Below are 17,651 nucleotides of genomic sequence, written 5' to 3'. Positions count from 1 at the left end.
CAAAAATTTAGTTGTAATGTATATTCTTAGCATATGTGAATTTATTCATGTTCATGTATTGCTGTTTGTATTGCTTGAGCAAAGTCATACATTGCAAAGCTCCAATTACTTTGATCTTGCCTAGAATTCATGGTTAGATCTTGGTTGTTAAAGAAGGATTGTCGTAGTCCAGTCGTTAATTCTAACTGTACACCTGCACCTTGATTATTTTTATTGGCAATATTTTCATCAGCTTCACCTTCTAAATGACTAGGTGATGTTTGTACATCAAATTCTTTAAGCTCTAATTGTTCTTCAATAGACGCTTTTAAAGCATCATCTTTGCCACCAATATAAACGATAGGCGCTTCGCCATTTGCACCATGAATCATGACGGAATTTGATACTTGTTGTTGCATATCTTCTATTATAGGTTCATCAAAGTTAACTGAAGTCACATGTAAATTTGCGTTGTTCGTGGAACGAATGCCTTGGAAGCTATAGTAATTATAAGCCCCTTTGGTAGCAGCTAGTTTTGCTACTTCAGTAGTTCCAGGTTCGATATTACCGCCATGTATTGCTGCAATAAGCGCGTTGCTTTGGTTGTTGTTATAGTTGAGCTCCCAGTCGCTACCTTCTTCAGTGTCCTCCATAAGTTCAGTCATTGACGTGTATAAATCATCGGCATAAATTGCTTTAGGGGATAAAGTTAGAAAAAAGCAAAAAGTAAAAAAACATAGAGTAGAAAATGTGGTGATTTTTAAAAATGAGGTGACTCTTTGATTAGAACTATACATACGACAACTCCTATTGATATTAAATCATATTTTATAAATATAATATTAGCATACAATTGTAAATGCTATAAAACATTTATAAAATTAAAAATATATGTTGGATTGTAAAAAGTAAAAGTTCATTGTACAATAATTGTTCGTGCCCACGGGCATGATAAATAGAGGCAGGTCTGTAACGTGCCCTTGGGCATGTTAACAGACTTCTTCTTAGTTACGAGCTGCCTTTTGGTGGCTCGTTATTTTTTTTGAGTGTAAAATATGTTACAATTCAAATCCTGCCTCTTAAATAAAACAATGGAGGTTTACAATTATGATAAATATTATTTCGGCGATTGGCTCACTTGGTACATTTATAATGGCACTGTTTTACTTTATATCAGTCAGTGTGCAACTGTACCAAATGAAAATCAGTTTTTTACCGGCGCTCGGTTTTAATCAAATACTGATTACTAGAGACCATGATGAATTAAACTTAAGAAATACTGCTATTGATAGTGATGAAGACCAAGATTTTTTGAAATTATATAACTTAGGTGGCGGTGCTGCTAAAAATATAAAAATCGAAATCTATCTTGGTAATCAAGACATCTTGCAAACAAAATATGTTAATATTTTACCTAGTAAAGAAGGTTATTTGTTACCGATTAATAAAGATGTTTATTCGGAAATTGAAAGTACAATTAAGAATAACGGTTATGAATCTGATTTAAATGTGAGAATAGCTTACCAGCATAATGTAAGTAGAAAAACACAAGAAATACATTTAAATGGTAAAATTGATACTTTTAATGCGTATGATGAAAAATCAATATATGAATTACAATTCTTTAACATGAACCAATAACTAAAAACTAAGAGAAGTTATAAATGTTAATAATTCATTAAAATACCCCCTTCAAAAGTAACACGAAAATGTGTTGGATTTTGAAAGGGGTATTTATTTTAAAAAAGTAATAGTTTATATGCTTTGTACGCATTATGAATTTGAATTACAATAAATGATGAAACTAAATTTTGGAGTGACAAAGATGATAAATGTTAAGGCGCCAAACCCAATATTTTTGGAAAATAATGAAGCGGAACGGGCTATATTATTATTACATTCATTCACGGGTACGGTGAGAGATGTAAAATTACTAGCGACTAAATTACATAAAGCGGGTTTTACATGTTATGTTCCTGCATACAAAGGTCATGGTTTAATGTTAGACACGTTGATGACCTATGATATTGAAGATTGGTGGCAAGATGTATTAGAGGGTTATCAATTTTTACAGGATAAAGGTTATTCAAGTATTGGTGTCTGTGGTATATCATTAGGTGGTATATTATCACTCAAATTGGCAGAGCATCAACCTATAGATGCGATAGCTATTATGTCTACACCATATCGAAAAAGTGATGCTGGTCTCTCAGGTAGATTGACCTATTATGGTCAACGTATGGGAGAGTTGGTTGGTTTAGAACAATCGGAGGTAGCACAACAAATTAAAAATATTGAGCGTTATGGAGCAGGACTTAATCAGTTTCAAATCGTAGTTGAAGATGTGATGTCAAAATTAGATCGAATCACTGCTCCCATTACTATCAAATATGGTGAACAAGACGATGATGCTTATGAAACGAGTGCGCACTATATCTATGATCATATTACGCATGAACAAAAAGAAGTGAAAGGTTATACGCCATGCAAACATTTAATGACTTATGGTGAAGGCCATATAGAAGTAGAACAAGATGTGATTGCATTTTTCGAAGATTATTAACTTTTAAGCATGAGAAATATTTGAGATATAAGCTTTCCAGATAATTAAAATAATGGTTTCTACTGAAATATAGTAGAAACCATTATTTTATATCTTTGACTATGAAATAAATGTTAAGTTCTCCAAAATGTTGAACAATCGGCTTTATCATCAATGTTGAATTGAATTATATCTTTTAATAATCTGTAATCGACCTCTTGAGTCCATTTTATTCGAAATAGATTGTTCGTTTGTGAGTAACCAGCGGCATCAATACGTTCACTAAATTCAGTCATGCCTTTCGCTTCAGGTGCAATTGAAAAGTGTTGTTTTGCTTTACTAAAAGAGAGAATAAAAGTACCGTGATCTGTGAACATAGGCTGGTTCCATTTTATGGTTGTCTCAAGATTAGGAAAGGTTTCTGAAATCCAATTGAAAATCTCAGTCATTGTTTTTTTGTGTTTATCATTATCTATAGTTTGTAAAAATTCATTGAAATTATCCATGTAACATCCCATCCCCTTTTAAAAATATAACTAAAATAAATTTCTTTGCATAATATCCATTTTAGCAAAGCTAATTATGACAAACCATCATAAAGCAAAATAAGAAAAGGCTATGACAGGGAAACCAATATTATCTCCAGCTCGCTTGTATAGAAACACAATGAATTTATAACGATTTTGCTGGTTTATTTTTTAAGCAAAAATCTATTATTAATCCAACGATAAGTAAGACTATAAATGGTATGAGCCAACTTAATTGAATATCAGAGAGTGGTAACACTTGATATAACGCATTCAGTGGTTGGAATAATTTGAAATCATTGAGTATCTGTAACACTGAAATAATTAAAGTCACGATAGTAGGAATGATAAACGCAAATTTCATTTCAAATGGAATAAAAATACTTACTAATGAAATGAGTACCAATACAATCGACGTTGGATATATAAATGTTAACAAGGGTACTGCAATTTCTAATATCAGTTCTAAACCTAATGTTGAAACTAAAAAACCTAATAATGAAAAGATAAGCACGAAAATTTTATATGATATTTTCGGTAATTTTTTCATCGCAAAGGCCGCACATGCATTTACTAATCCAACACAAGTAGTTAAGCAAGCTAATATAACGATGATGCCAAATAATAGGTTGCCAAATGAGCCAAATACACGTAACGAATTAAAAGTTAAAATTCCTGTGCCGTCTTTAAAGCCAGCTTGAGTTGTTGTAGCACCTACATAAGCCAGTGCAAAATAGATGACTAATAGTAAAATAGCAGAGATCAAACCAGCTTTAATTACGTTTTTAACGAGTGTTTTTTGATCGGTGATGCCGTTCATTTTGAAGCTTTGCACAATCACAACAGAAAAGGCTAGCGCAGCCACAAGGTCCATCGTGAAATACCCCTCTAAAATACCTGATACGAGTGGAGTTTGTGCATAATCACCACTTGGTTGGCCAATTGAACCTTCTGGATTTATGATTACTAGAATACATAAAATAGCTATAATAAATATTAAAATGGGTGTAAGGTATTTACCTAAATTATCTATAATACGATTTGGATATAATGCGATAAAATAAACAATCAGGAAAAATATTAGTGAAAATACGATTAATGTAACATGATTATGTACTGGTAAAACATGATTTGTTCCAATTTCGTACGCAACATTTGCAGCACGTGGGATGCCATATAATGCGCCGATAGATAAATAAATAAAGATAGCAAAGATTGTCCCAAAAATAGGGTGGACTTTGTTACCGATACTTTCAACGCCGCCATTCATATAAGCTACGACGATTACTGTAAGATAAGGCAATAAGATGCCTGTTATAGCGAATCCAGTCATAGAAACCCACATATTTTCTTGAGCTGTATAACCTAACATAGGTGGAAATATTAAATTTCCGGCTCCAAAGAAAAATGAGAATAACATTAGACCAGAAATTAAGATGAGTCTGTTCATTTCTAATACCTCGATTTAAAGGAAATTTACTTGCACAAAACATAAGCAACTTTAACATATATTTCTTGTTAATTCAATAAGATGTCAGACAATTTTCAATATTAAAAGTATTGTGTTTTATAAACGTCATAAAATGTTCAATGTAACAGAAGGCTCTCATGTTTTATCTTAAGATACATAGTGCGCACCAACAAAGGAAATTTATATTGAGACAATCACTGAAAAATGTTATAGTAATTGCTATGTTACTAAAACGCTTTAACGCAATGAAGTTTTGTAAAACACAAAGGATGTAAAATTATGAGTAAACAATCACAATGGAAGTCGTCGACGGGCTTCATTTTAGCAAGTGCAGGATCTGCTATAGGGCTAGGAGCAATGTGGAAATTTCCATATATGGCTGGTATGTATGGCGGAGGCGCATTTTTATTAATGTTTTTAATATTTACGATAGTTGTCGGACTACCTCTATTAATGATGGAATTTACTGTTGGTAAGTTGGGGAAGACTTATACAACTGTAATTTATGAAAAGTTAACAAAGAAAAAATGGTTGAACGTTATTGGATGGAACGGTAATTTAGCTGTATTCATACTATTTGGCTTTTATAGTGTGATAGGTGGTTGGATTATCATTTATATATTTAACGTTGCACTTCAAATATTAACCCTTAATGGTGGTCAATTAGGAAGTATACAGTTTGAATCTATTATTAGTAATCCTTTCTTAACGATTACTGGGCAAGGCATCTTTATATTGTTAACGATGTTTATTGTGATGATGGGTGTTGAAAAAGGTTTAGAAAAAGCCTCTAAATTTATGATGCCACTATTGTTTATCTTTTTAATTGTTATTGTTATTAAATCTTTAACGCTTGAAGGATCATTTGAAGGACTAAAATACATTTTGCAACCACGCCTAGAAGAAGTTTCTATGGAGGGTGTCTTATTTGCACTTGGGCAATCCTTCTTCACATTATCATTAGGGACAACAGGCATGATTACGTACGCGAGCTATGCGTCAAAAGAGATGACTATTAAGACTTCAGCAATTTCTATTGTAGCGATGAATATACTGGTTTCAATTTTGGCAGGTTTAGCTATATTTCCTGCGATTTCAGCATTTGGCTACAGCCCAACAGAAGGGCCTGGGTTACTATTTAAAGTATTACCAAAAGTATTTGATCAAATGGCATTTGGCCAAGGATTTTACCTAATCTTTTTAATCTTATTTTTATTTGCAGCACTTACTTCTTCTATTTCACTATTAGAATTGAACGTTTCGAACTTCACAAAAAATGATAATTCAAAACGTAAGCCAGTTGCATTTTATGTAAGTATATTAGTGTTCGTAATCAGTATCCCCGCAACACTATCTTTTGGGAGTTTAGGTCATATACAATTTGCAGCAGGTACTATCTTTGATAATATGGACTTTTTAGTTTCGAATATATTAATGCCATTGGGAGCATTAGGAACAACACTAGTTGTTGGTCAATTATTAGATAAAAATGATTTGAAAGCACATTTTGGCAAAGATAAACTTAGATTATTTATACCTTGGTATTACTTAATTAAATTTATTTTACCTATAGTAATTATTTTGATCTTTGTAGTGCAATTCATATAAAGGTTTTAAAGAACTACTACTGCATTTATGAAGACAAGTAGTTCTTATGCAAGAGCTTTAGCTCTTGTATTCTATTTTCAAGTCCTCTTTGACGGGCTAAGTTCGTACGATGAAATCTTATTAGAATATTAGATTTCTCACCCAATCCCATACTATTCCGATAGACGTCAGCGCTATACAAAAATGGACAATTATATATATTCATACAAAAATAAGACACCTCGTTTTAAAGATGCACCAACATAACTTTAAAATGAGGTGTTTTATGTATAAAAATTTAATATAACTCAGTTAACACTACCAATAAGAGCCTGGGACATAAATATCCCATTCTCAAATTAAAAGCAGCAATCCATTAGAAACTAATAGATTGCTGCTTTTCTACGTTAAAATCTTCCGATTTTGAAAGCGCATGCTTGCCTGGGGTATGGTTCGAGCCTGTAGTCTCTCACTCATACTATTCCCCTAGGCGTCAGCTCTTTACAAAATCGGTACAATTATATAAATTAATACAAAAAAATAAGTCACTTTCGTATAATAAAGTTACTCTAACATAACTTTAGAATGAGGTGTCTTATGTATAAAAATTATAATATGACTCAGTTAACACTGCCAATGGAAACTGAAATTTTGATTCCTAACAATGATATCGCACATGCAGTTAATCAAATTGTTGAAACAATTCCAGAAACAGAATTCTACGAATTCAATCACTTAAATGGTGCATCATCTTATCACCCTAAAATGATGTTGAAAGTAATTCTTTATGCTTATACACAATCTATATTTTCTGGACGAAGAATTGAAGCTGCACTTTCAGATAGTATTCGTATGATGTGGTTATCTCAAAATCAAAAGCCATCATATAGAACAATCAATCGTTTTAGAGTAAATCCAATCATGGATAAATTATTAAAGTCCCTATTTGTTAACTTTAGAACCCAACTTATAGAACAAAAACTCATTGATAATGAGTCCATATTTATTGATGGTACTAAAATTGAAGCTAATGCCAATAAGTATACATTTGTATGGAGAAAAAATACTGAACGCTATAATCAAAATGTGATTGATAAGTCGAAATCACTTTATGAAGAACTCATACAAACTGAGATTTTACCTGAGCTCAAATTAGAGATGAATGAAGAAATGAGCAATCAAGATTTAAAAGAAGTTTGTACAGAATTAGAAAATAAAATCGAAGATTTATCAAAAACAATTAAAACTGATAGTAATATTGAAAATAGAAAGTCACTAGGCTTAAAAAAGAGTAACTTGAAAAAATATAAGAAAGAACTTAACGAAATAATTGAACATAAAAGTAAATACCAAGTTCAACTAAGGACTTTTGGTGACAGAAACAGTTATTCAAAGACTGATAATGATGCCACGTTTATGAGAATGAAAGACGATCATATGAGAAACGGACAATTAAAAGCTGGTTATAATTTACAAATTGCGACAAATCATCAATTCATTTTATCTTTCAATGTTTATCAAAATCCTACGGATACAAGAACGCTTATACCTTTTTTAGAGCACATTAAAAATTATTATGGTGACATTCCTGAATATATCGTCGCTGATGCAGGCTATGGAAGTGAACCAAACTATTTATCTATTCTAGATGATTTTGGTAAAACACCTTTAATTACATATGGAATGTTTATCAAAGAACAAAAAAAGAAATATAAAAATGATAAATTTAATACACAAAACTGGGCATATGATGAGATTAACGATGAACTTATTTGTCCAAATAATCGTAGATTACCTTTTATAAGGTATGCTTATAGAAAAGATAAATATGGTTTTAGAAGAGATTTTAAACTGTATGAAAGTGATAGTTGTAACGGGTGTTTATTAAGAAATCAATGTATTAAAAATAACTCACTATCTAATAAAAAAGTAATGAAGAATTATAATTGGGAATATTTTAAATTTCAAATCAATAAAAAGCTTTCAGAACCAAAAACACAAAAAATCTACAGTCAAAGAAAAATTGATGTAGAACCAGTTTTTGGTTTCTTGAAGGCTATTTTGGGTTTCAAACGAATGTCACTTCGTGGGTTACCTAAAGTTAAACGAGAAGTAGGGCTAGCATTAATGGCAATAAATATAAGGAAAATAGTAGCTCATCGAGCTATTAAAATGGATAAGAACATAAAAATGGTGGTTTCTACTTTATTTCACGTAGAAACCACCATTTTTTTAGTTATCTGAGAAGCTTATGTCTCAGCCTCTTAAAACAATTTCAGAAATTATTTTCCAGTGAATAAACCGATGATTTCTTTGATGATATCAATGATAAAGCTCATATAATTCACCTCGCTTCGTTTTATTATCTTCACTTTAATATAATTGTGCTTAATTTTGTTTAAAATTTCTTATATAGTAACAAATCATTCGTAAGTGCGAATGATTCGAAAAATAAAACACAACGCATGCAAAAGTGATTTTCACGATTCTTTTTTTAAAATATTCAAAAATAAAAAAGCATTACCATAAAGAACAGAATAAATGTTCATTATGATAATGCTTTAGTTAAAGTGGGTAGAAATGTTTTAATATATTAGTCTGTGATAGCACCTTTAGAAGCAGAAGACACGAGTTTAGCATATTTTGCAAGTGTACCTCGAGTAGCTTTTGATGGTGGCGCTTGCCATTGTTGACTACGACGTTCAAGTTCTTCATCTGATACATCAAAGCTTATTTCAAGATTTTCAGCATCGATTGTAACAGTGTCGTTTTCTTCTAATAAGGCCATTGGTCCACCTACCATTGATTCGGGTGCAGCGTGTCCGATTACGAGACCATGTGAACCACCTGAGAAGCGGCCATCTGTGACTAAAGCAACAGATTCGCCTAATCCTTTACCTACTAAAATAGATGATGCGGATAACATTTCAGGCATGCCAGGTGCGCCTTTAGGACCAGCATAACGGATAACTACGACGTCACCAGGTTTAATATCGTCATTAAGAATCGCTTTTGTTGCTTTAGATTCAGAATCGAATACACGTGCTGGTCCTTTAATATAAGTTACACTTAATCCTGAAATTTTAGCAACTGCGCCTTCTGGTGCAAGGTTCCCTTTTAAGATAACAAGTGGACCAGTCGCATGTTTAGGTTTATCAAAATTAATAATTTCTTTATTATCAGTTAAGCCAGGTTCATTTTCTAAGTTTTCAGCAACAGTTTTACCAGTTACTGTTAGGCAATCGCCATGGATTAAGCCGTTGTCATAAAGTAATTTCATTACTCCAGGAATACCACCTGCTTCATCAAGATGTGCCATAACGTATTTACCACTTGGTCTTAAGTCAGCAATGTGTGGCACACGTTTACGAATTTTTTCAAAATCATCAAGTGTCAGATCCACTTCAATCGTATGTGCAATAGCTAATAGATGTAAAATAGCATTTGTAGAACCACCTAATGCCATAACGACTGTGATTGCATTTTCAAAGGCTTCTTTCGTCATGATGTCTTTAGGATAAATATCTTGTTCTAATAAGTTATAAACTGCTTTTCCGGCAGCTCTACTATCTTTCATTTTGTTTGTCGATACAGCTGGATGAGAGGCACTTCCAGGTAAACTCATGCCCATTGCTTCTATAGCTGAAGACATAGTGTTTGCAGTAAACATACCACCACAAGCGCCTGCGCCAGGACATGCTGCACATTCTACTTTATGTAATGCTTCTTTTTCGATTTCTCCGTTATTGTACTGACCTACGCCTTCAAATGCTGAAACGGCATCTAAATCTTTACCATCTAATTTACCAGGCATAATCGTGCCACCAAATACGAAAACAGCAGGCAAGTTAAGACGTGCAATACCAATCATACAACCAGGCATATTCTTATCACAGCCGCCAATTGCCACAACGCCATCTAAATTCTCTGCACTTACTACAGTTTCGATTGAATCAGCAATAACTTCACGACTCGGTAGTGAAAAACGCATGCCATCTGTACCCATGGAAATACCGTCAGAGACAGTAATGGTGTTGAAAATAAGCGGTGAGGCCCCAGCTTCACTAATACCTTGTTTAGATGCACGCGCTAAACCATCAATGTGCATGTTACATGGTGTTACTTCACTCCATGTACTTGCTACACCAATCATCGGTTTTTTGAAATCTTCATCTTCAAAGCCAAGTGCACGTAGATAGGAACGGTTAGGTGTACGACTTACACCTTCACTAATGACTTTGCTGCGTATACGCAAATCTTTTTTATCTTCTGTATGTTCTGTTTCTTTAGTCAAAAAATTACCCCCATTAATAAGTCTATATTGTATGAATACTCTGAAAATTTAAAATAATCAAATGTTTTGTTCGCTAAAAAATATTTAATACATTTTTTAATGTAACCTGCATAGGAATATAAAACGGTTATAAATTTAAAATAACAGTGCGAGATAGGGCTGTTGAGGCATTCATAAAGCACATTTTCAAAAAAATACACCATATATGCTAAGTAAATTAAAAAATGATATTGAATATACACAGTATCGGTATATTTCCTTCATGTCAATATTAAAATGATTTATACAAATCATCATAACATCTATTATATGAAAGCAGAATATGAATGTAGGGTATTTATGAGACAACAATATTTTAAGGACTGGACATAAATAATATGCCATGCTCGTCAAAACAGTCTGTTTGTCTGAAGCGGATTAAATCAGCTAAAATAGTATGGTACAAGTAATAGAATATCGTGTTAAAAGGAGTATCAGTAAATGACAAACTTTAAACGATTGGAAGCGTACTTAAATATTAATTCTGATTATTACAATAAAGTAGATTTAGAAACGTTGAACCATTATATTCACCAATATGTACTACATGTGCCGTTTGAAAATATTAATGTTCAAAATAAGCAACTCATCGCACTAGATGATGAAACTATGCTTCATAAAATCATTCAAGAGCATAGAGGTGGTTTTTGTTATGAACAAAATAGATTGTTTCACAGCTTTTTAAAGGAAAAAGGTTTTGACGTTTATATGATTTCTGCAACAATTAATACAGGTAAAGAGTGGGCAATGGAAGGCTCTCATATGGCTTTGATTGTAAGTTTGAATCACCATAAATATCTTGTCGATGTTGGTTATACGGATGTTCCTAAGAAAGCGATGCCACTTATTACAAATCAAAATGAAGTAATAGATGTAAACGGTAAGTTTCGAGTTAAACATATTGATACATATACAATTGAAATGCAAAAGTATAAAAAAGATGATTGGGAAACACAATATAGAGCAATTGATACCTCTAAAACACTCAGAGATTTTGCAGCGGGAATTGAATTTAATCAACATCATTCAGATTCTATTTTTGTTCAAAAATTATTGGTTAGTAAAGCCAAAACATACGGAAGAGTTACATTATCTAATGCACATTTAACGATAGCAAAGAATGGGGAAGTTCAAAAAATTCCAGTAACACAAAACAATTATCAAACATTACTAAGTGATTACTTTGGCATAGATGATATTCGGATTCAAACATTTGAATAGTATTAAATGAATGGGGAATCATGAAGGCGTTTATATTACGAGTAGTGCTTGTTTGTAATATGAATGTCATACAAATAATATACTCACGCGCAATTTTAAGTTGTATAATAATATAGTGAGCAATGAATGATAAAATGTAAAAAGAAATATTGGGAGGTTTACATAATTGCGTAAAAAAATAATTGCAACTGTAATAGGGACAAGCGCGATAGCGGCTGTAACTTCAGCAAATGCTGATGCTGCAACAACTTATAAAGTTAAGAGTGGGGATTCCCTGTGGTCAATAGCGAATAAATACGATATTTCAATTTCAAAGTTGAAATCGTTGAATAATTTGACGTCTAACGTTATTTTTCCTAATCAAACATTGAAAGTTTCTGGTTCAACAAGTACATCAACGAATACATCATCAGGGTCAACATATACTGTGAAATCAGGAGATACGTTATCAGGTATAGCTGCTAAACACGGTACGACTTACCAAAAAATCATGAGTTTAAATAACCTATCAAACACTAATATTTACCCGGGGCAGAAGTTGAAAGTATCGGGAACAGCTTCAACTGGTGGTTCAAGTTCATCAGGTGGGACGAGCAGTGGTAGTACAACGACATATACAGTAAAATCAGGCGATTCTTTATCAGCAATCGCTGCAAGATATGGCACGACTTATCAAAAAATCATGAGTTTAAATGGTTTATCAAATACTAATATTTATCCAGGACAGAAGTTGAAAGTATCGGGAACAGCTTCAACTGGTGGATCAGGCTCATCAGGTTCTACTGGCTATAACACGCCGATATTCAATCATTCTAATTTATATGACTGGGGCCAATGTACATATCATGTATTTAACAAACGTGCACAAATTGGTAAAGGTATTAGTACATATTGGTGGAATGCTAATAGTTGGGATACTGGTGCTGCAGCTGATGGTTACACAGTTGACCATAAGGCAACAGTAGGATCTATTTTACAATCTGATCAAGGTTATTATGGTCATGTTGCATTTGTAGAATCTGTTAATTCTAACGGTAGTATTACTGTTTCGGAAATGAATTACAGTGCGTCACCAGGAATTGTAACTTATAGAACGATTCCTGCATCACAAGTAAGTTCATATAAATATATTCACTAATTTAAAAAGTGCCTCTAACGTATTCAGTATATAATACATTAGAGGCACTTTTATGTTGTTATGAATAGAAAAATGCCCACAGAGTATGTTTTACTGTGGGCAGTTGAATTGTGTTACTATTTTAATATAGAAAATGACAAATTATGCTTCTTTACGTATAGATTGTACACGTTTAACAGTCGTGAATAATGTACTGGCTGCTGTAAAAGTTGAAAAAACTTTAACGAATTTACGCGGTGATTTTAATGCTGTATATAAATCGAGTATGGCGCCTGTGCCTGTAATTGCCATGCTAGCGTAAAGTAACTTTTTGTTTTTTGATTGATAGGCATACCAGTTGAAACCTTCAACTGCAATGCCTACAAAATTGATTGTGTTAGAAATGCGATTAATTCTTGGTTTTTTAGCCATTCTTATTGGATCCTCCATTTTGAAAACTCATATATTGTTTAATATTATAACATTTTATAAGTTGATTATTATGTTCAATACTATGATGTAGCTCTAAATGAGATGTTCTTGAATAATAAAATATGATAACATAAGCGCAGTTAGTATGAAAATGGTACGATTATTTCCGTATAAAAATAAAAGAAGTACGTTTGGAGTGCGTAGTTATGATTAAATGTGTTTGCTTAGTTGTTGAAGAAGATGACGAACTGCTACTAGTACAAGCTAGAAATAGAGAAAAATATTATTTTCCGGGCGGCAAGATAGATGATGGGGAAACTTATAAACAAGCATTACAGAGGGAGTTGAAAGAGGAACTTCAAGTTAATGTACCGGAAAAGTCGCTCATTTATATGGATACGGTAATTGGAGATGCTTATCCACAAAAAAATGAGCAGACTGAACTGAATTGTTTTTACACAACAGCGCAGATAGATTGGTCCAAAGTTGAAACTGACCAAGAAATTACGGATATAAGATGGATACATAAATTAGAGTATAATAAAATTGCACCTGCTGTTGTGACTTGGATCAATGAACAATTAACAGGTATAAGTATGATTCCATACAGTGCAGAACTAATTTCAGATATTGAACAAATTACTATTACGCCAGAAGACCGTCAATTTACTAAAGCGCCGAAAGTGAACATTGAACTTGCACAATATGATTCGGAGCGACATCCTGTACTCGTATATAATGATGAGCGACAATGTATAGGTTTTTTCACACTGCATGAAGGTGCTGGTGTAACGCCTTATTCGTTAAATGAGAACGCGGTGTTTTTTAGGTCGTTTAGTGTAGATGCTCACTATAGAGGACACGGATATGGAAAACAAATTATTCAATCCTTGCCAGAATATATACACCATCACTTCCCAAATATCGACGAAATTTGTCTAGCGGTCAATGATAATAATGAAGTGGCTCAAAACTTATATCAACAGTGTCATTATAATATGGTAGGTGAAACCTTATTAGAAGGTAGACCTGTCTATATATTACAACAACAAATATAATAAATTTAAAAATGCGTCATGTAACTTAACATATAGTGTTAATTTACATGACGCATTTTTGCTATTCATTTTGGCCAGGGGTATGATTTTGACCAAAGGAGTGATTTGGATGAATATGAATGATGTTTTGTTTTTATTTTTGTGTACCTTATTAGTTTGGTTAATGACACCGGGGTTGAGTTTATTTTATGGTGGGCTTGTACAATCTAAAAATGTGCTGAATACAATTATGCAAAGTATGTCTGCAATTGTTGTTGTGACATTTGCATGGGTTATTTTAGGTTTTAGCCTGAGTTTTGGTTCTGGAGAGATATTTTTAGGCGGCTTTACGTATTTTGGTTTAAAGGAAGTTGGATTCAATACACAATCGGATATCGCTACACATATCCCTCTAGCACTTTTCATGTTATTCCAATTAATGTTTTGTACAATTGCTGTATCGATTTTGTCAGGATCAATTGCAGAAAAAATGAAGTTTATACCTTATTTAATTTTTGTATTTTTATGGGTCATTATAGTCTATAGTCCAGTTGCACATTGGGTGTGGGGTGGTGGTTGGATAGATAAATTAGGTGCAATAGATTATGCAGGCGGTACAGTAGTTCACATTACATCAGGTATATCAGGACTTGTACTAGCGATTATGATAGGAGCAGGAAAAAACTTTGAAAAACGACCACCACATAATCTTATAATTACACTAATAGGTGGCATATTGGTATGGGTTGGTTGGTATGGGTTTAACGTAGGCAGTGCCTTAACTTTTAATGATATTGCGATGACCTCCTTCGTGAATACTGTACTCGCAGCAAGTGCAGGTTCACTTGGTTGGTCTGTTATGGAATATTTTATGAAAAAAACAACAAGTTTGATAGGAATGTTATCGGGAATGTTAGCTGGTTTAGTAGCCATTACGCCGTCTGCTGGTTTTGTAAACTATATGAGTGCAATAGTAATTGCATTTATTGGCGGTGTTAGTTGCTATTTTGCAATTAATTATATCAAAGTAAAATTACAATATAATGATGCTTTAGATGCATTTGGTATACATGGTATTGGTGGCATTGTCGGTGCAATTTTAACTGGTGTATTTCAATCTCATAAAGTGAATAACGAGATTGTTGATGGAATGCTATATAGTGGGACGCTTCAAACAGTTTGGGTACAATTTGTCGCGGTGTTCGTAACAGTTATTTTTAGTGGCGCAATGACATTTTTAATTGCAAAAACAATAAAATTGTTTAGTGCTTTAGGTACGGATAAAGTTGAAGATGAAAAAGGCTTAGATTATGTTGTTCATGGAGAAAGTGCTTATTTTAGTGGAGAGATAAACAAATTTAATAAGCGTTTATAATGAATTAAGAATATAAAAAGTAAAATAAAAATCACTCCCTTTTTGATAAGTGCAGGTGAGTGATTTTTATTTTAATCAACTGTTTTTGTTGTAGGTGGATTTGTTTTGTGTTCCTTTTTAATTAATAGTGAGGATAGCCAAGCCGTAATAGGGATACTTATAGCAATTGCAATACCTCCTAATAAAATAGAGATGAATTCTTGCGCAAATATTTTGGAGTTGATAATGTGACCAAACGAATAATTTAATTTGAAAAACCAGAAAAATAATGTGAGTTGGCCTCCAAAATAAGCAAGATAAATTGTATTAGCTGATGTGGCTAAGATTTCTCGTCCTACACGCATCCCTGAATGAAATAGTTCTTTTTGAGTTAAATCAGGGTTGGTCTCACTTAATTCGTACATGGGTGAACTAATTGTAATAGCTAAATCAATAACTGCAGCAATGACAGCAAGTACTATGGTGAAGACCATGAATTTAACCATGTCTATACCGATATTCATAGAGAAAATGTACGTTTCATCTTGTTGCTCAGTTGTGAATCCTTGTAGGTTACCAATAGATACAGACAAGTAGATGGCAGCAATCAAGATTACTGTTGTTAGAATTGTTGCGTAAAAAGCTGCCTGTGTCTTGGTATTATAACTATTAAGTACAAATAGATTACACGCTGCGATAACGATACAAAATACTAAGGTTACAAGGTAAATTGGCGCACCAAACATAATGATAACCAAGCTTATTAATAGAATGACAAAGTTTAAGAATAATGTCAGATAAGAGATGAGTCCTTTTTTACCACCAAAAATAAGCATAAGTATGAACAGTATGATACCTAAAATTGTTATTGCACTCATTGTTTAGCACCTCGCATTTTGAACCATACTTGCATCAATAATATTGTAATAGGAATTGTTAAGACAATACCAATACCACCTGTAATTGCCCGGGAAATTTCTAATGACCAATTCATAGAAATTGTGTAGGTAATGGTATTTGCATTTTTTAAATAAATAAGTAACATCGGTAAGCTTCCAGATAAATAAGAGAAAAGTAAAATGTTGGTCATCGTTCCCATAATATCTTGGCCGATATTGCGTCCGGCAAGTGCCCAACGCGTCATACTAATATTGGGTGTGCGACGTAGGATTTCAGCCATCCCACTTGCAATTGTAATGGCGACATCCATCACTGCACCAAGTGATCCAATCATTACCGATGCGAGAAAGACTTCTTTAGGTGGTAATGTTAAGAAACTCATCGTTTCAAATTTTAAGCCTTCGCCACCAGTTATTTGAATTACTAATTGTGTTAACCCAACGCATATAAATGTACCAAGCAAGGTACTGACAATAGTAATGAGTGTCCGCCATTGCCAACCAGTAACTAGCAGTAAGGTTAATATAGTAGATATGATAACTCCAATACTCATTAGACTGAATAAAGTCATAATATGAAATTGGTTATAAATATAAATCGCTAGAATGACGACGGCTGTGTTAATTGCCAAAGATAAAATGGATTGAAGTCCGATTTTCCTACCTACAAGTAGTACAGTTAATAAAAATAAACCTGTCATGGCTACTACGAGGCTATCACGCTTTTTCTCTAATATATATGCATCATTTGGATGTTTATCGATATGTAGCAAAACTTTATTGTTTTTAGAAAATTTTTCGCTATCTGCTTGAGATTCATAATATTCGTGTGGAATCGCTGCAGTTTGACCTTCGAATTTTCCATTTAAAATTCGAAGTTTCAATGTTTCTGTATGTTTTATATCTTTATTATGATGGTCATCCATGGTTTTAGATGTAGATTTATTTTCAATATTTGTAATTTGACCAATAGGTGTATCGTAAAACTTAGCATTTACAAATGTGAAAATAAACAACCCAATAAATATGATGCAAAACAACAATAATACCCAATTGAAAGGGCGTTTAAGTAGTGTTTTGATTGGCATCGCTCTATTTCAACCCTCTCTTTATAGACAATGCGATTATACGCGTCTCATATGTTGAATTCAA

The 17,651-nt window shown here is 32.9% G+C and carries 15 protein-coding genes; 8 read left to right on the top strand and 7 right to left on the bottom strand.

The window, feature by feature from the left end:
- Positions 1-41: 41 nt before the first annotated feature.
- Complete coding sequence (locus tag MHB47_RS12250) at positions 42-644, bottom strand: poly-gamma-glutamate hydrolase family protein (protein ID WP_340756934.1); 603 nt, start codon at positions 642-644, stop codon at positions 42-44.
- A 442-nt stretch (positions 645-1,086) separates the two neighbouring features.
- Here MHB47_RS12250 and MHB47_RS12245 point away from each other — a divergent pair, with 442 nt between their 5' ends.
- Positions 1,087-1,620: a hypothetical protein gene (locus tag MHB47_RS12245; protein WP_002506006.1), complete on the top strand. Its 534-nt coding sequence runs from the start codon at positions 1,087-1,089 to the stop codon at positions 1,618-1,620.
- Between the two features lie 184 nt (positions 1,621-1,804).
- Positions 1,805-2,542: an alpha/beta hydrolase gene (locus MHB47_RS12240; protein WP_340756933.1), complete on the top strand. Its 738-nt coding sequence runs from the start codon at positions 1,805-1,807 to the stop codon at positions 2,540-2,542.
- Between the two features lie 113 nt (positions 2,543-2,655).
- Here MHB47_RS12240 and MHB47_RS12235 read toward each other — a convergent pair whose 3' ends face one another.
- A complete protein-coding gene (locus MHB47_RS12235; protein ID WP_340756931.1) occupies positions 2,656-3,027 on the bottom strand; it encodes an iron chaperone in 372 nt (123 codons plus the stop codon).
- A 166-nt stretch (positions 3,028-3,193) separates the two neighbouring features.
- Complete coding sequence (gene brnQ, locus MHB47_RS12230; RefSeq protein WP_340756929.1) at positions 3,194-4,498, bottom strand: branched-chain amino acid transport system II carrier protein; 1,305 nt, start codon at positions 4,496-4,498, stop codon at positions 3,194-3,196.
- 297 nt (positions 4,499-4,795) lie between these two features.
- Between brnQ and MHB47_RS12225 the strand changes: the two genes are divergently transcribed.
- The gene (locus tag MHB47_RS12225) at positions 4,796-6,127 is read left to right on the top strand and encodes a sodium-dependent transporter (RefSeq protein WP_340757334.1); all 1,332 of its coding nucleotides are present in this window, start codon (positions 4,796-4,798) and stop codon (positions 6,125-6,127) included.
- A gap of 576 nt (positions 6,128-6,703) precedes the next feature.
- Complete coding sequence (locus tag MHB47_RS12220; protein ID WP_340754162.1) at positions 6,704-8,350, top strand: IS1182 family transposase; 1,647 nt, start codon at positions 6,704-6,706, stop codon at positions 8,348-8,350.
- Positions 8,351-8,699: 349 nt separating this feature from the next.
- On the opposite strand, the gene ilvD is transcribed toward MHB47_RS12220, so the two are convergent.
- Complete coding sequence (gene ilvD, locus MHB47_RS12215; protein ID WP_056935213.1) at positions 8,700-10,400, bottom strand: dihydroxy-acid dehydratase; 1,701 nt, start codon at positions 10,398-10,400, stop codon at positions 8,700-8,702.
- Between the two features lie 480 nt (positions 10,401-10,880).
- Here ilvD and MHB47_RS12210 point away from each other — a divergent pair, with 480 nt between their 5' ends.
- Together MHB47_RS12210 and MHB47_RS12205 are read left to right on the top strand one after the other, a co-directional pair.
- Positions 10,881-11,660, top strand: coding sequence for an arylamine N-acetyltransferase family protein (locus MHB47_RS12210; RefSeq protein ID WP_340756926.1), 780 nt, complete (start codon positions 10,881-10,883; stop codon positions 11,658-11,660).
- A 166-nt stretch (positions 11,661-11,826) separates the two neighbouring features.
- The gene (locus MHB47_RS12205) at positions 11,827-12,798 is read left to right on the top strand and encodes a LysM peptidoglycan-binding domain-containing protein (protein ID WP_340756924.1); all 972 of its coding nucleotides are present in this window, start codon (positions 11,827-11,829) and stop codon (positions 12,796-12,798) included.
- Between the two features lie 141 nt (positions 12,799-12,939).
- Here the strand turns inward: MHB47_RS12205 and MHB47_RS12200 are convergent, their stop codons facing one another.
- Positions 12,940-13,209: a hypothetical protein gene (locus MHB47_RS12200; RefSeq protein ID WP_002505998.1), complete on the bottom strand. Its 270-nt coding sequence runs from the start codon at positions 13,207-13,209 to the stop codon at positions 12,940-12,942.
- Positions 13,210-13,415: 206 nt separating this feature from the next.
- Here MHB47_RS12200 and MHB47_RS12195 point away from each other — a divergent pair, with 206 nt between their 5' ends.
- Both MHB47_RS12195 and MHB47_RS12190 read left to right on the top strand, forming a co-directional pair.
- Complete coding sequence (locus tag MHB47_RS12195; RefSeq protein WP_340756922.1) at positions 13,416-14,267, top strand: GNAT family N-acetyltransferase; 852 nt, start codon at positions 13,416-13,418, stop codon at positions 14,265-14,267.
- Between the two features lie 109 nt (positions 14,268-14,376).
- Positions 14,377-15,621, top strand: a complete 1,245-nt coding sequence (locus MHB47_RS12190) for an ammonium transporter (protein ID WP_340756919.1) — start codon at positions 14,377-14,379, stop codon at positions 15,619-15,621.
- 71 nt (positions 15,622-15,692) lie between these two features.
- Here MHB47_RS12190 and MHB47_RS12185 read toward each other — a convergent pair whose 3' ends face one another.
- A complete protein-coding gene (locus MHB47_RS12185; RefSeq protein ID WP_056935217.1) occupies positions 15,693-16,478 on the bottom strand; it encodes a YibE/F family protein in 786 nt (261 codons plus the stop codon).
- Complete coding sequence (locus tag MHB47_RS12180) at positions 16,475-17,587, bottom strand: YibE/F family protein (RefSeq protein ID WP_340756914.1); 1,113 nt, start codon at positions 17,585-17,587, stop codon at positions 16,475-16,477. The genes MHB47_RS12185 and MHB47_RS12180 overlap by 4 nt, the downstream gene beginning before the upstream one ends.
- Positions 17,588-17,651: the final 64 nt, after the last annotated feature.

This window comes from Staphylococcus sp. FSL K6-3157 (assembly GCF_038005145.1).
In the GTDB taxonomy this organism is placed as follows: domain Bacteria; phylum Bacillota; class Bacilli; order Staphylococcales; family Staphylococcaceae; genus Staphylococcus; species Staphylococcus equorum.
This window is presented reverse-complemented; position numbering and strand designations above follow the sequence as displayed.

What these genes read in the sequence shown, in the direction of transcription:
- brnQ (WP_340756929.1), bottom strand. Translation starts at nt 4,498, where the DNA reads ATGAACAGACTCATCTTAATTTCTGGTCTAATGTTATTCTCATTTTTC.
- MHB47_RS12180 (WP_340756914.1), bottom strand. Translation starts at nt 17,587, where the DNA reads ATGCCAATCAAAACACTACTTAAACGCCCTTTCAATTGGGTATTATTG.
- MHB47_RS12210 (WP_340756926.1), top strand. Translation starts at nt 10,881, where the DNA reads ATGACAAACTTTAAACGATTGGAAGCGTACTTAAATATTAATTCTGAT.
- MHB47_RS12235 (WP_340756931.1), bottom strand. Translation starts at nt 3,027, where the DNA reads ATGGATAATTTCAATGAATTTTTACAAACTATAGATAATGATAAACAC.
- MHB47_RS12195 (WP_340756922.1), top strand. Translation starts at nt 13,416, where the DNA reads ATGATTAAATGTGTTTGCTTAGTTGTTGAAGAAGATGACGAACTGCTA.
- MHB47_RS12185 (WP_056935217.1), bottom strand. Translation starts at nt 16,478, where the DNA reads ATGAGTGCAATAACAATTTTAGGTATCATACTGTTCATACTTATGCTT.
- MHB47_RS12245 (WP_002506006.1), top strand. Translation starts at nt 1,087, where the DNA reads ATGATAAATATTATTTCGGCGATTGGCTCACTTGGTACATTTATAATG.
- MHB47_RS12190 (WP_340756919.1), top strand. Translation starts at nt 14,377, where the DNA reads ATGAATATGAATGATGTTTTGTTTTTATTTTTGTGTACCTTATTAGTT.
- MHB47_RS12240 (WP_340756933.1), top strand. Translation starts at nt 1,805, where the DNA reads ATGATAAATGTTAAGGCGCCAAACCCAATATTTTTGGAAAATAATGAA.
- MHB47_RS12220 (WP_340754162.1), top strand. Translation starts at nt 6,704, where the DNA reads ATGTATAAAAATTATAATATGACTCAGTTAACACTGCCAATGGAAACT.
- MHB47_RS12250 (WP_340756934.1), bottom strand. Translation starts at nt 644, where the DNA reads ATGACTGAACTTATGGAGGACACTGAAGAAGGTAGCGACTGGGAGCTC.
- MHB47_RS12200 (WP_002505998.1), bottom strand. Translation starts at nt 13,209, where the DNA reads ATGGCTAAAAAACCAAGAATTAATCGCATTTCTAACACAATCAATTTT.